Source organism: Streptomyces sp. NPDC001709, from assembly GCF_053596375.1.
This window is the reverse complement of sequence record NZ_JBSFGB010000009.1, coordinates 115,809-129,485: the sequence shown is the minus strand read 5'-3', so window position 1 is coordinate 129,485 and position 13,677 is coordinate 115,809. Positions and strand designations below refer to the sequence as shown.

Sequence of the window (13,677 nt, the reverse complement as noted above, 5' to 3'; positions counted from 1 at the left end):
CGGCGGGCGCTCCCCAAGGCCCTTTGTTCACTTCGGGTTTCCGCGCGCGCCGCAGCGTCCCAGTAGGTGTGGCTGTGCACACTGGCCGGATCCCGTCCCTGGAGGCGCAGCCATGTCAGACCGTCCGTTCCCCGGCCGCCGCAGCGTACTGCGCAGCTCCCTCGCCGCGTCGGCGGCGGCCCTCACCCTGCCCGTCGGCCTCGGCGCGGCCCCGGCGTTCGCCCGGTCCGGGCGCCCCCAGGCGAGCTGGGGCGTGCAGGCGGGCGACGTGACCACCGACTCCGGCCTGGTGTGGGTGCGTTCGGACCGGGCGGCCCGGATGATCGTGGAGACCTCGGCCACCGAGTCCTTCCGCAACCCGCGCAGATGGCACGGTCCGCTGCTGGGCTCCGGCACCGACTTCACCGGCACCACCCGGCTGCGCGGCCTGCCCTCGGGTGAGCAGATCCATTACCGGGTACGGCTCGCCGACCCGGACGACCCGCGCCGCACGAGCGAGCCGGTCACCGGCACCTTCCGTACCGCGCCCGCCCGGCGACGTCAGGGCGTGCGGTTCGTGTGGTCCGGCGACCTGGCCGGACAGGGCTGGGGCATCAACGAGTCCATCGGCGGCTACCGCATCTTCGACGCGATGGCGAAGGTCGACCCGGACTTCTTCCTGTGCAGCGGCGACAACATCTACGCCGACGGCCCGATCGCCGCGACCGCCACCCTGCCGGACGGCAGCGTCTACCGGAACGTCACCACCGAGGAGAAGTCGCACGTCGCGATCACCCTGGACGACTACCGGGGCAACTTCCGCTACAACCTGCTGGACGCGGCGCTGCGCCGGTTCAACGCCCAGGTGCCGAACATCATCCAGTGGGACGACCACGAGGTCCGCAACAACTGGTACCCGGGCGAGGTCATAGGCGCCGGCACCCCCTACCCGGCCGGCACCCGACTCGACGACCTGGCGCTGCGCTCCCGGCAGGCGTTCTCCGAGTACTTCCCGATCTCCACCATCAGCGAGCGCCCGGACGGCCGGATCTACCGGGTCGTCCACCACGGTCCGCTGCTGGACGTGTTCGTGCTCGACATGCGCACCTACCGCAACGCGAACTCCCCCGACGACCAGACCACGGACCCGGTGGGGATCCTCGGCCGCGAGCAGCTCGAATGGCTCAAGCGGGAGCTGACCAAGTCCCGTGCGGTGTGGAAGGTGATCGCCAACGACATGCCGCTCGGCCTCGTCGTGCCCGACCCGGTCGAGGGCAAGCCGAACTTCGAGGCCGTCGCGCAGGGCGACCCGGGTGCTCCGCTCGGCCGCGAGCTGCAGATCGCCGAGCTGCTGCGCTTCATCAAGCACCAGCGCGTCACGGGCACGGTGTGGCTGACGGCCGACGTGCACCACACCTCCGCCCAGCACTACGACCCGTCGCGGGCCGCGTTCAAGGACTTCGAGCCGTTCTGGGAGTTCGTCTCCGGCCCGCTCAACGCGGGCGCCTTCCCGGCCAACGCACTGGACGGCACGCTCGGCCCGGACCGGGTGTTCGTCAAGGCGCCCCCCGCCGCCAACGTGTCTCCGGCCCAGGGCTACCAGTTCTTCGGCGAGGTCGACATCGACGGCGACAGCGGCGAGCTGACGGTCCGGCTGCGCGAGTACGACGGCACCGTGCTGTTCACACAGACACTCCAGCCGGGCCGCGTCGGCCAGTAGTCAACCGGATGACGGCAACGCCGCGATCCGGGGCCTGGTGGCACGGCACCGACCGACCGTAGAAAAACCAACAAAACGGACGGAGCATGCTTTACCCATCGGTCACAATCAGTTCGTGATCACGCAACACCGTTCCTTCACAGTGGATGCATGACTCCAGAGATGTCTGATGTGACCCGGGCGAAGCACGGACGCCCCGTGCACCACTGGCGACGGGACGTCGTCGAACTCGCGGCGCTCTTCACGGCCGTCGCCGTGGCCGACGGGGTGGCGAATCTGATCGGGCACAGCCCCGACGGTCCCGCCCTGCTGGTGATTTCGGCGCTGGTGCTGGCCGCGACGGCCGGCTTCCACACCTGGTGGGCACGGCGCCACGGACACGCACCGCCGGCCGGCGATACCGGCGCCCGGCCGGCCGCCGAGACGCGGCCGGCCGGGCCCCTGGAACAGCCGGACGGCACCGCGGACCCGGTGGCCGGCACCGGTGTGCTGTGGCGGATGCGGACGACGGTGAAGGACGAGCCGGGCTCGCTGGCCGCGCTGTGCACGGCGCTGGCCGAGCGGCGCGTCGACATCCTGAGCCTGCAGACGCACCCGCTCGCCGACGGGACCGTGGACGAGTTCCTGCTGCGGGCGCCGGACTCGCTGGCCGCGGCCGAGATCACCCGGGCGGTCTCGCTGGCCGGCGGAGTGTCCACCTGGATGGAGCGGGCCGACGCCCACGACCTGGTCGACGCCCCCACGCGTGTGCTCGGCCTGGCCGCGCGCACCGCGCTGGACGCCGCCGAACTGCCGCTGTCGCTGCGCCAGTTGCTGGGCCGGTGCACGATCCGCTCGCTGCCCGGGACACCGGTCGGCGGGGGCCGCGGGCCGGAACCGGTGCCGGTCGAGGGCGTGCTGGAGGACACCGTGATGCGGCTGCCGGCACCGGAGGGCGGGGTGCTCACCGTGGAGCGGCCCTATCTGCCGTTCACCCCCACCGAGTTCGCGCGGGCCCGGGCGCTGGTCGAGCTGGACAACCGGCTCGGCCCCCGGATCCCGAGCGGCCAGGACGTGCTGACGCTGCCCGAGGGCCACGACATCACCGTCCGCCGGGTCGGCACCGGCGACCTGGCCGCGGCCAAGGCGATGCACGAGCGCTGCTCACCGCGCACCCTCGGCATGCGCTACCACGGCCCGGTCGGCGACGCGGACCGCTATCTGAAACACCTGCTCAGCCCACGCTTCGGCCGGACGCTGGCCGCGCAGACGGCCTCCGGCCGCATCGTCGGCCTGGGTCATCTCCTCTGGGACGGCGACGAGACCGAGGTCGCGCTGCTGATCGAGGACGACTGGCAGCAGCGCGGCATCGGCGGCGAGCTGCTCGGCCGGCTGGTGGCGATGGCGGTGGAGGCCGGCTGCGAGAGCGTGTACGCCGTGACCCAGGCGTCCAACACCGGCATGGTCGCCGCGATGCGCGGCCTCGGGCTGCCGCTGCACTACCAGATCGAGGAGGGCACGCTGGTCATCACCGCCGGCCTGGACGCCACGCCGGTCGCCTGCCGGGCGGCGCACGACACCGGCCTGCGGCACCTGGGCGACCCGGCCCGGCGGGACTGACGCCGGTCACGCACGCGTACCCGCCGGGACCGACACCGGTCACCCACACGCACCGGCCCGGCCCCCACAGCCGGGCCGGTGCCCTTGCGAAGCGGCAGCACGTCGGATCCGCCGCAACGGCGCTCGGCCACGACAGCGGTATCCGGCGGTGCCGAACCAGCGGAGCCACCCACCGGCCGCTGCCTCAGCGCACCGCTTCCCGCAGCGGCACCGGCGTGGGGACGGGCTCCCCCAGCGCCTGGTCGAGGTCCGCCCACAGATCGTCGACGTCCTCCAGCCCCACCGACAACCGCAGCAGCCGATCGCTCACCCCGGCGCCGCGCCGGTCGTCGGCGTCGACGATCCGGTGGCTGATGGAGGCGGGGTGCTGGATGAGCGTGTCGACGCTGCCGAGGCTCACGGCCGGGGTGACGAGCCGGACCCGGGAGATGACCTCGTGCGGGTCGCCGTGCACCTCGAAGGCGATCATCGCGCCGCCCAGGCGGGGATAGTGGACGCGGGCCACGCGCGGGTCGCCGGCGAGCCGCCGGGCCAGTTCGGCGGCGTTCGCGGAGGCGGCACGGACCCGCACCGGCAGCGTGGACAGTCCCCTCAGCAGCAGGTAGCCGGCCAGCGGATGCAGCACGCCGCCGGTGGCGAACCGTATCTGCCGTAGCCGCCCCGCGAGCTCCTCGTCGCAGGCGACCACTCCGGCCAGCACGTCGCCGTGCCCGCCGAGGTACTTGGTGGCGCTGTGCAGCACCATGCGGGCGCCGTGCTCGGCCGGGCGTTGGAGCACGGGCGTGGCGAAGGTGTTGTCGGCGAGCAGCGGGACCGAACCGCAGGCGTGCGCGACGGCCCGCAGGTCGAGTTCGGCGAGGGTCGGGTTGGCCGGGGACTCCACCATCACCAGGCCGGTGTCCGCGCGCAGCGCGTCGGTGATGCCAGCCGGGTCGGTCCAGGTGACCTCGGTGCCGAGCAGCCCTGCGGTGAGCAGGTGGTCGCTGCAGCCGTACAGGGGCCGTACCGCGACGACATGCCGCAGGCCCATCGAGGAGCGGGCGAGGAGGACCGCGCTGAGGGCCGCCATGCCGCTGGCGAAGGCGACCGCGGACTCGGTGCCCTCCAGGCGGGCCAGGGCGGTCTCGAAACGGGCGACGGTCGGGTTGCCGAGGCGGCCGTAGACCGGCGGTCCGACGGGGTCGGCGCCGTCGGTGGCGAAGGCGTCGATGCGGGCCGCCTCACCGCGGCTGTCGTAGGAGGGGTAGGTGGTGGACAGGTCGATCGGTGGGGCGTGCAGGCCCTGGCGGGCGAGGTCGTCGCGGCCGGCGTGTACGGCCTCGGTGGCCAGGGCTCTCGTTGCGGTGCGTACGCCGTCGTAGGCACCGGTGGTCGCTGTGTCCATGCGCGGAAGGGTGAACAGTGAACGGTTTTCCGGATGCGCACACCGTGTTACGTTCGGGCCATGGCCGAATCTGTCGTACTGGATCCGGTGGATCTCCATCTGCTGCGGCTGCTGCAGAACGACGCCCGAACCACGTACCGGGATCTGGCCGCGCAGGTGGGGGTGGCGCCGTCGACCTGTCTGGACCGGGTGACGAGGCTGCGCCGCTCGGGCGTGATCCTCGGCCATCAGCTGCGGCTCGATCCGGCCAAGCTCGGCCGCGGGCTGCAGGCGCTGCTGTCGGTGCAGGTCAGGCCGCATCGACGGGAGCTGGTGGGGCCGTTCGTGGAGCGGATCCGGGCCCTGCCGGAGACCCGGACGGTGTTCCACCTGACCGGGCCGGACGACTATCTGGTGCAGGTGGCCGTCACGGACATGGCCGATCTGCAGCGGCTGGTTCTCGACGAGTTCACCGCGCGGCGCGAGGTGGCCCGGGTGGAGACCCGGTTGATCTTCCAGCAGTGGGAGTGCGGACCGCTGCTGCCGCCCGGCCACGCCCAGAGCTGAATCCGGAAACGTGGGTGACGCACTGATCCTTCTCGTACGAGGATGGGCGCATGTCTGAGACCAAGAGCCCGCTGCCCCGCGAGGTCGCCGACGCGTACGTCGACGGCCTCATCGCCCTCGATCCGGTCACCGGTACCTACCTCGGTGTGAAGGAGAGTTCGAGCCGGCTGCCCGACTACTCTCCCGCGGGCCAGGCAGCCCTCGCGGAACTGGCCCGGACCACGCTCGCGAAGCTGGACGAGGCGGAGCGGCAGCCCGGTGCGGACAGTGATGTGGAGCGGCGCTGCGGGCGGCTGCTGCGGGAGCGGCTGACCGCCGAACTCGCCGTGCACGAGGCGGACGAGCACCTGCGCGCGGTCGGCAACATGAGCACGCCGGGCCACTCGGTGCGGGACGTCTTCACGGTCACCCCGTCGCAGACGGACGAGGACTGGGCGGCGATCGCCGAGCGGCTGCGCGCGGTGCCGGGCGCGCTCGCCGGCTACCGTGAGTCGCTGCAACTTGGCTTGGACCGCAAGCTGTTCGCGGCGCCCCGGCCGACCGCGACGTACATCGGGCAGCTCACCGGGTGGACGGACACGGACGGCCAGGGCCGCGGCTGGTACGAGGACTTCGTCGCCGCCGGGCCCCAGGCGCTGCGTGCCGAGCTGGACGAGGCGGCCCGCGCGGCCACCGGCGCCCTGGTGGAGCTGCGGGACTGGCTGCGGGACGTGTACGCGCCGGCGATCGAGGGCACCCCGAACACGGTGGGCCGCGAGCGGTACGCGCGCTGGTCCCGCTACTTCAACGGCACCGACCTGGACCTGGACGAGGCGTACGCGTACGGCTGGTCGGAGTTCCACCGGATCCTGGGCGAGATGAAGCGGGAGGCGGAGAAGATCCTGCCCGGCGCCGGGACGCCGTGGGTGGCGCTCGCGCACCTCGACGAGCACGGCCGGCACATCGAGGGCGTGGAAGAGGTCCGCGAGTGGCTGCAGGGCCTGATGGACAAGGCCATCGAGGACCTCGACGGCACGCACTTCGAACTCGCCGAGCGGGTACGGAAGGTGGAGTCGCGGATCGCGCCGCCCGGCGGTGCCGCCGCTCCCTACTACACGGCCCCGTCGGAGGACTTCTCCCGGCCCGGCCGCACCTGGCTGCCGACCATGGGGCAGACCCGTTTCCCGGCCTACGACCTGGTGTCGACCTGGTACCACGAGGGAGTGCCCGGCCATCACCTCCAGCTCGCGCAGTGGGCGCACATCGCCAAGAACCTCTCCCGCTACCAGGCGACGGTCGGCATCGTCAGCGCCAACGCGGAGGGCTGGGCGCTGTACGCGGAGCGGCTGATGGACGAACTGGGCTATCTCACCGATCCCGAGGAGCGGCTCGGCTACCTGGACGCGCAGATGATGCGGGCGGCCCGGGTGATCGTGGACATCGGCATGCACCTGGAGCTGGAGATTCCCGCCGACTCTCCGTTCCACCCCGGTGAGCGGTGGACGCCGGAGCTGGCGCAGGAGTTCTTCGGCGCGCACAGCAGCCGGCCGGCGGACTTCGTGGAGAGCGAGCTGACCCGGTACCTGACGATTCCGGGCCAGGCGATCGGTTACAAGCTCGGCGAGCGGGCGTGGCTGCTGGGCCGGGAGAGGGCGCGCGAGCGGCACGGTGCCTCGTTCGACCTGAAGGCCTGGCACATGGCGGCGCTGTCGCAGGGCTCGCTGGGCCTGGACGACCTGGTGGACGAGCTGTCCCGGCTCTGACCGCTCTGACCGCCCGCGTCAACGCCGGAAGCTCTCCCGAGTTGATGCCACCCGTCCTCAACGCCGGAAGCCGCCCTCCGAGTTGACGACCTCCCCGGTGATCCAGCCGGCCTCGTCGGTGGCCAGCCACGCGATGAGTCGGGCCGGGTCGTCGGGGCGGCCCCAGCGTCCGCCGGGGAACCGGGCGGCGACGGCCGCGTGCACCTCGCCGGTGGCGTAACCGGTGTCCACCGGGCCGGGGTTGACGGCGTTCACCGTGATGCCCTGCTCGGCGAGCGTGCCGGCCAGGGAGCGGGTGATCGAGGCGAGGGCTCCCTTCTGGAGGGCGTAGGCGATCTCGCCCGGCATGCCACCGCCGAGGTCCTGTCCGGAGGTCATCAACACCACCCGCCCGCCGGGAGTACCGCCGGCCGGCCGGGCGCGCGAGCGGGCGTAGGCCTGGACGAGCAGCAGGACCGAGCGGGTGTCGACCGCCCAGTGCGCGTCGAGCATCGCGGCGTCGATCTCGTCCAGGCCGCCGTCCGAGCCGCTGAGTGCGTGGTTGGCGACGAGGATGTCCAACCGCCCGAACTCACCGACCACGGCGTCGATCAGCCGCCCCGGTTCGGCCGGGTCGGCCAGGTCACCGGGTCCCGCCGCGACCCGCGCCCCGGGCGCCCCGAGCGCCTCACGCACGGAACCGACGACGGCCTCGATACTGTCCGCACCCCACGGCATCGCACGGTCGTGCGGCACATGATGATGCACATAGACACTCGCCCCGTACGCCCCCAGCCGCCGCGCCACGGCACACCCGATCCCACCACGCCGACTGGCCCCGGTGACCAGCGCAACCCGCCCCCGCAGAGGCAACGGATCACGACACAGCCCGTCCCGGTCATCACGCCCTCCATCAGACACGGCCGACCAGCCTAGGGGGCACCGCACCACCGAGCGAGCGCATTGCCGCGGGGCACCACAGCTGAAGGCTGGGCAGCGGCACGCCCGAACGGGGGCCACCGCCCGGCACAGAGGGGCGCTCCCAGCGAACGACACCCCACCGCGGGCAGTCGCCCCGCACGGCGCTCCCAGCGCAGACGGCACCCCGCCGTGGGCAGTCGTCCCGCAGGGCGGGACGGGTGGGCACGGCCTGCAGCGCCGGGCGCCATCCCGGCTCCGGGCACGAACACAGGCGGCGCTCCCAGCGCAGACGGTGGCGGGCGGCCGGACCGTGAGGCCCTCGGCCGTCCGGACGTCCCCGGTGGCGTGGGCGGCCCGGCGGCGGCTAGCTGGTGCCGACGGCGATGTGGAGGAGGCGGGCGGCATGCAGCAGGGGCAGCGGGTGCTGGAGACGCCGCGAGCCGCCGGGCTGGCCGGAGTGGTGTTCGCGCTCCTGCTCGCGGCGGCGATCGTCCTGGTCAGGCTGGGCATCCCCGAGGGCCCCGGCGCGGCCACCGCGCAGGGTTTCACGGACTCCGGGCGCCGCGGCGCGCTGCATGCCGCCCTCGCGCTCGTACCGTTCGCCGGCATCTTCTTCCTGTGGTTCATCGGCGCCGCACGGGCGCACATCGGTGCGCGCGAGGACAAGTTCCTCGGCACCGTCTTCCTCGGCAGCGGACTCGTCTTCACCGCCACACTGTTCGGCGCCGCCGCCGCGGCGAGCGCCGTGCTCGCCGTCACGCACCCCGCCGGCACGGCGCCGCCGCCCTCCTCCTGGGACTTCGGCCGCCATCTCGTGTACACGCTGATGACGGAGTACGCCACGCGGATGGCCGCCGCCTTCGCGAGCTCCATGTCGGTGATGGGCCGCCGGCTGGGGATCCTGCCCCGCCCGCTCACCGTCCTGGGCTTCCTCACCGCCCTCATCCTGCTGTTCGCCGTCACCAAGGTGCCCTGGGTGGAACTCGTCTTCCCCGCCTGGTCACTGCTGCTCGGCGCCTACATCCTCCGTTCGGGCGGCCGCACCCGGTCCCGTACCGCGGCGGGTGCGTGACGGACGGATCACGCATCACGCCCACGCCGTCCGTGAAGGGGGACGGCGACGGCCCGAATGGGGGTCTCGACGGGCGATGTCGCACCGCCGCGCCCATGCTGGCAAACGGGACATGACCGCCGTCCGGGAATGCCGCGCGGAACGGCCGGCGCGCACCGGACCTGGCCACCGGAAGGGCGGAGCATCGATGCGGCTCGTCGTCGATCTCAACAAATGTCAGGGGTACGCCCAGTGCGCGTTCCTCGCACCGGACGTCTTCGCCATGCACGGCGAGGAGTCCCTGGTCTACAACCCGCTCGCACCCGAGGAACAGCGGGAACGGCTGGCCCGCGCCGTCGCCGCGTGCCCGGTGCAGGCGATCACGGCGGACGGGCTGGACGACGCGGGTGAGCAGCACGGCGGCTCCGCCCAGGGGGCGTCCGATGCCCGCTGATTACCTGGACTGGCTCAGGCGCGAGGGCCGGATCGTGATCGTCGGCGCCTCCCTGGCGGGCCTTCGCGCCGCCGAGACGCTGCGCGCCGAGGGCTTCGCCGGCGAGCTGACCCTGATCGGCGACGAGCCGTACGAGCCGTACGACCGGCCGCCGCTGTCCAAGTCCGTCCTGCTGGGCATGGCGTCCCCGCACCGCACGGAGCTGCCGCACCGCCGGGAGATCGACGCCAAGTGGCGGCTCGGGGTCGCGGCGACCGGTCTGGATCTGACGGCCAAGCGGGTCCGGCTGGCCGACGGGGACGAGGTGGAGTACGACCGGCTGCTGATCGCGACCGGCGTTCGCGCCCGGCCCTGGCCGAAGGATGAGGAGGCCCGGCTGGATGGCGTCTGTGTGCTGCGGACGCGGGACGACGCGGCCGATCTGTACCACCGGCTGAAGGCGGGGCCGCGCCGGGTCTTCGTCATCGGGGCCGGCTTCGCCGGTTCGGAGGTCGCCTCGGCCTGCCGGGAGATGGGTATCGCCGTCACCGTGGCGGAGCGGGCGGGTGCGCCGCTGGTGGGCGCGCTCGGCGGAGTCATCGGCGCGGTCGCCGCCGACCTGCAGACCGAGAACGGCGTGGATCTGCGCACCCGGGTCACGGTGACCTCGCTGGAGGGTGACGCGGTCGGCAGGGTGCGGGCCGTCCATCTGTCCGACGAGAGTGTCGTCGAGGCGGACGTGGTCGTGGTCTCGCTGGGCTCGCTGCGCAACACCGACTGGCTGGCCGGGTCGGGGCTGGGCGCCGGGCCCCGGGGCATCGCCTGTGACGCGGGCTGCCGGGCCTTCGACTTCCGGGGCATCGTCACCGACGACGTCTTCGTGGCGGGTGACGTCGCACGCTCCCCGCACGCGCTGTTCGGCTACCAGTTCCTCTCGCTGGAGCACTGGGGCAACGCCGTCGCCCAGGCGGAGACGGCCGCGCACAACATGATCTGCGGCGGCGCCGACCGGCGCCCGCACCTGTGGATGCCCGCGTTCTGGTCGTCGATGTTCGGCGTGAACATCAAGTCGGTCGGCGTGCCGCCCATGGGCGACCAGCTCATGATCACGCAGGGGTCGCCGGCCGAGCGCCGCTTCGTCGGCGTGTACGGCTACCAGGGCCGCGTCATCGCCGCCGTGACGTTCGACAACACGCGGTGGCTGGAGTTCTACGCCCGGCAGATCGAGCGGGGCGCGCCGTTCCCGGTGGAGTTCCCGACGATGGACCGTCGTCCCGAGAACCGGCAGCCGGTGGCGGCCGACTTCCCCGACCCGTCGCTGCCCACCCACGGCCCCACCGTGACCCTCAGCGGATACTCACCGGCCGACCAGCAGCTGGTCTTCCACCCCGCCCGCCACTGATCGCCGCCCGGCCCGACGCTCCAAGGACTTGTCATGACGCAGGCCTCGCTGTTCCGCCAGATCACCGATTTCGCCAACCGCGCCAACCCGTATCCGCTGTACGAGGAGCTGCGCAAGACCCCGGTCCTGCACGAGGAGGAGGGCGGCCCGTACGTCTTCAGCTCGTACTACGACATCGAGGCCCTGCTGCACGATCCCCGGGTCAGCTCCGACGCCGCCAATCTCGCCGCCGCCGGGGACGACGAGCTGTCCGGGCCGGAGGCGACGGGATTGCCTCCCAGCTTCATCCGACTCGACCCTCCGGAGCACGACCGACTGCGGCGGATCGCCAACCGCTCCTTCGGGCCACCGCACAGGCCGCGCCGGATCGAGAACATGCGGGGCGAGCTGGGTGAGATCGTCACCGGGCTGATCGACGGCTTCGGGGACGCGCGGCAGATCGACCTGGTGGACCAGTTCGCGTACCCCTTCCCGGTGACCGTGATCTGCCGGCTGCTCGGCGTGCCCCGTGAGGACGAGCCCCGCTTCCGGGCCTGGGTCGACCCGATCGTCGCCGGCCTGGACCCCGACACCCGCACGAGCGCCGAATCCGAGCGGACCGCGCAGGAGGCACGGTTGCAGCTCGGCATGTACCTGAACGGGCTGGTGGAGCAGCGCGCCAGGGAACCCCGCGACGACCTGCTCTCCGACCTGGTGAACAGTCACGGTCCGGACGGCGCCATGACGACGATGGAAGTACTCAGCACAGCGGTGCTGCTCCTCATCGCGGGCCACGAGACGACCGTCAATCTCATCACCAACGGCATGCTCACACTGCTGCGCCACCCTGAGGTCCTGGAGCGGCTGCGCGGCGCCCCGGGCCTGTCGGTCAGGATCGTGGAGGAGTTGCTGCGGTACGAGCCACCGGTGCAGATCGTGCCGCAGCGCACCACCATCACCGACATCGAGGTGCGCGGGGTCACCATCCCGAAGGGCGCGCGCCTCTGGCTGGTGCTGGCCGCCGGCAACCGGGACCCCGAGCGGTTCAAGGACCCCGACCGCTTCGACCCGGACCGCGAGGACATCCAGCACCTCGGTTTCGGCAGCGGCATCCACAGCTGCTTCGGCGCCCCGCTGGCCCGGCTGGAGACCCAGATCGCGCTCGCGGAACTGGCCCGGCAGCTGAGGAATCCCCGCCTGGTCGAGGACCCGCCGCCGTACCGGCAGAACGCGGTGCTGCGCGGCCCCCGGCATCTGAACATTGCCTTCGACGGCCTGAACCCCTGACGGCTCAGGGGGCGGCGATCCTGCTGAGCCGCACCAGTCCGACCCAGGTCTCCGGCCCCGGTTGTACGTAGGCGGCCCGCACCGCGTACGTGCCCGCCTCCAGCGGCACCCGGAGGTGCTCGGCGCGGTCGGCGGCCGGGCCCGGCCAGGCGGAGTCGAACAGCAGCACCGGCCCGGGCACCCGCCAGCGCACCTCGCTCCCCCACACGGCCGCGTCGAGGGCGGCGGGGACGGTGGCGAGCAGTTCCGCCTCGGAGTTCGCGGCGGACCACCGTACGAAGGTGGCGTGGTCCGGCAGATACGAGGTGGAGGCGGGCTCGTCGCCGAACACGAGGGCCGCGCTGTCGCCGACGGGCAGCAGGCCGACGTAACCGTCGACCTCGCACGCCCGGTCGTAGTCCGTGTCGAGTTCCTCGCTGTCGGCGCCCGCCCAGAACGGCAGCACCGTCTCCGGGACGGCTATCAGTGGGCCGCCGCCCGATTCCACCCACTCCAGCGCGCCTGGATCCGCGTATCGAGCCATGGGCAGAGAACCTACACGGGAGTCGGTCAGCAGCCGCACTCGCCGTCGACGGGCGCGGTCAGCGGGTCGGCGTCGCGCTGTTCGCGCCCCTGCCAGGTCTCGTAGGCGAAGCCCTCGCGCGCCCAGTACTCGAAGCCGCCGAGCATCTCCTTGACCTGGTAGCCGAGTTCGGCGAGGGCGAGGGCGGCGCGGGTGGCGCCGTTGCAGCCGGGGCCCCAGCAGTACGTCACCACCGGCACGGACTTGTCCAGGAGCTGCTCGGCCTGCTCGGGGACGAGCGCGGTGGGCAGGTGGACGGCGCCGGGGATGTGGCCCTGGTCCCAGGACTCGGTCGAGCGGGAGTCCACGACGACGAACCCGGGGTCGCCGCCGGCCGCGAGCGCGGCGGCCACGTCGGAGACGTCGGCGTGGAAGGCGAGGCTCGCCCGGAAGTAGGCGGCGGCTTCGGCGGGCGCGGCGGGCGCGACACGCAGGACGGGATTCGCGGAGGTCCGGGTGGTTGGGGAGGTCTCGGTGGTCCGGGTGCCGGTCTCGGTGATCATGACTGGAAATCTACGGCCCGAAGCCCGCCCCCTGAAGGGAGAATCCACGGCACTCCCCTTGCTCAGGCCGGGATTTCCCTGCTATCCATCCGGGATGACCGTGTATTCCCCGGACGCCACCGACTGGCGCATTCTCGAGGTCCTCCAGCGGGAGGGACGGGCCAGCTACGCCGAGCTGGCCCGTGCCGTCTCCATGTCACCGAGCGCCGTCACCGAACGGGTACGGCGGCTGGAGGAGGCGGGCGTGATCCAGGGGTACGCGGCGGTCGTCGACCCCGAGCGACTCGGGCTGCCGATCCTGGCGTTCGTGCGGCTGCGCTACCCGAACGGCAACTACAGGCCGTTCCATGACCTGGTCGCCGCCACGCCCGAGATCCTGGAGGCGCACCATGTGACGGGCGACGACTGCTTCGTCATCAAGGTCGCCGCGCGTTCCATGGCACACCTGGAGGAGATCTCCGGGAAGATCGGCGCGCTGGGCTCGGTGACCACCAGCGTCGTGTACTCCTCTCCCCTGCCCCGGCGCGCGCTGGGCCGCTGACCCGGTCAGAGCAGGGCCTGCTGGTCGACGTTCCAGCCTGCGAGGGGCC

Annotated in this window: 13 protein-coding genes; 9 read left to right on the top strand and 4 right to left on the bottom strand. The window is 72.6% G+C overall.

Features of this window, described 5'->3' with window-relative positions; genetic code table 11:
* Positions 1-112: 112 nt before the first annotated feature.
* Together ACWC0C_RS16475 and ACWC0C_RS16470 are read left to right on the top strand one after the other, a co-directional pair.
* Positions 113-1,699: an alkaline phosphatase D family protein gene (locus ACWC0C_RS16475; RefSeq protein ID WP_450864590.1), complete on the top strand. Its 1,587-nt coding sequence runs from the start codon at positions 113-115 to the stop codon at positions 1,697-1,699.
* Between the two features lie 150 nt (positions 1,700-1,849).
* Positions 1,850-3,298 (top strand): GNAT family N-acetyltransferase, encoded by a 1,449-nt coding sequence (locus ACWC0C_RS16470; RefSeq protein ID WP_450864589.1) that lies wholly within the window; start codon positions 1,850-1,852, stop codon positions 3,296-3,298.
* A gap of 184 nt (positions 3,299-3,482) precedes the next feature.
* Here the strand turns inward: ACWC0C_RS16470 and ACWC0C_RS16465 are convergent, their stop codons facing one another.
* Positions 3,483-4,682: a trans-sulfuration enzyme family protein gene (locus ACWC0C_RS16465; RefSeq protein ID WP_449195424.1), complete on the bottom strand. Its 1,200-nt coding sequence runs from the start codon at positions 4,680-4,682 to the stop codon at positions 3,483-3,485.
* A gap of 60 nt (positions 4,683-4,742) precedes the next feature.
* On the opposite strand from ACWC0C_RS16465, the gene ACWC0C_RS16460 reads away from it, so the two are divergent.
* Together ACWC0C_RS16460 and ACWC0C_RS16455 are read left to right on the top strand one after the other, a co-directional pair.
* Entirely contained in the window at positions 4,743-5,228 is a 486-nt protein-coding gene (locus ACWC0C_RS16460; protein WP_449195423.1) for an Lrp/AsnC family transcriptional regulator, read from the top strand.
* 50 nt (positions 5,229-5,278) lie between these two features.
* Positions 5,279-6,970 carry a DUF885 domain-containing protein gene (locus ACWC0C_RS16455; RefSeq protein ID WP_450864588.1) on the top strand — a complete coding sequence of 564 codons (1,692 nt, stop codon included), beginning with the start codon at positions 5,279-5,281 and terminating at the stop codon, positions 6,968-6,970.
* A 57-nt stretch (positions 6,971-7,027) separates the two neighbouring features.
* Here the strand turns inward: ACWC0C_RS16455 and ACWC0C_RS16450 are convergent, their stop codons facing one another.
* Complete coding sequence (locus ACWC0C_RS16450; protein WP_450864587.1) at positions 7,028-7,870, bottom strand: SDR family oxidoreductase; 843 nt, start codon at positions 7,868-7,870, stop codon at positions 7,028-7,030.
* 403 nt (positions 7,871-8,273) lie between these two features.
* Between ACWC0C_RS16450 and ACWC0C_RS16445 the strand changes: the two genes are divergently transcribed.
* The 4 genes from ACWC0C_RS16445 (at position 8,274) to ACWC0C_RS16430 (ending at position 12,022) form a co-directional block, all read left to right on the top strand.
* Positions 8,274-8,942, top strand: a complete 669-nt coding sequence (locus ACWC0C_RS16445) for a hypothetical protein (protein WP_450864586.1) — start codon at positions 8,274-8,276, stop codon at positions 8,940-8,942.
* A gap of 187 nt (positions 8,943-9,129) precedes the next feature.
* Positions 9,130-9,375 (top strand): ferredoxin, encoded by a 246-nt coding sequence (locus tag ACWC0C_RS16440; protein WP_449195419.1) that lies wholly within the window; start codon positions 9,130-9,132, stop codon positions 9,373-9,375.
* A complete protein-coding gene (locus ACWC0C_RS16435; protein ID WP_449195418.1) occupies positions 9,365-10,756 on the top strand; it encodes an NAD(P)/FAD-dependent oxidoreductase in 1,392 nt (463 codons plus the stop codon). The genes ACWC0C_RS16440 and ACWC0C_RS16435 overlap by 11 nt, the downstream gene beginning before the upstream one ends.
* 33 nt (positions 10,757-10,789) lie before the next feature.
* The gene (locus tag ACWC0C_RS16430) at positions 10,790-12,022 is read left to right on the top strand and encodes a cytochrome P450 (protein WP_450864585.1); all 1,233 of its coding nucleotides are present in this window, start codon (positions 10,790-10,792) and stop codon (positions 12,020-12,022) included.
* Positions 12,023-12,026: 4 nt separating this feature from the next.
* Here ACWC0C_RS16430 and ACWC0C_RS16425 read toward each other — a convergent pair whose 3' ends face one another.
* Both ACWC0C_RS16425 and ACWC0C_RS16420 read right to left on the bottom strand, forming a co-directional pair.
* Entirely contained in the window at positions 12,027-12,545 is a 519-nt protein-coding gene (locus tag ACWC0C_RS16425) for an immunity 21 family protein (RefSeq protein WP_449195416.1), read from the bottom strand.
* Positions 12,546-12,571: 26 nt separating this feature from the next.
* Positions 12,572-13,087 carry a rhodanese-like domain-containing protein gene (locus tag ACWC0C_RS16420; RefSeq protein ID WP_450864584.1) on the bottom strand — a complete coding sequence of 172 codons (516 nt, stop codon included), beginning with the start codon at positions 13,085-13,087 and terminating at the stop codon, positions 12,572-12,574.
* Positions 13,088-13,181: 94 nt separating this feature from the next.
* Here ACWC0C_RS16420 and ACWC0C_RS16415 point away from each other — a divergent pair, with 94 nt between their 5' ends.
* Complete coding sequence (locus tag ACWC0C_RS16415) at positions 13,182-13,628, top strand: Lrp/AsnC family transcriptional regulator (protein ID WP_450864583.1); 447 nt, start codon at positions 13,182-13,184, stop codon at positions 13,626-13,628.
* The last annotated feature ends 49 nt before the right edge of the window (positions 13,629-13,677 follow it).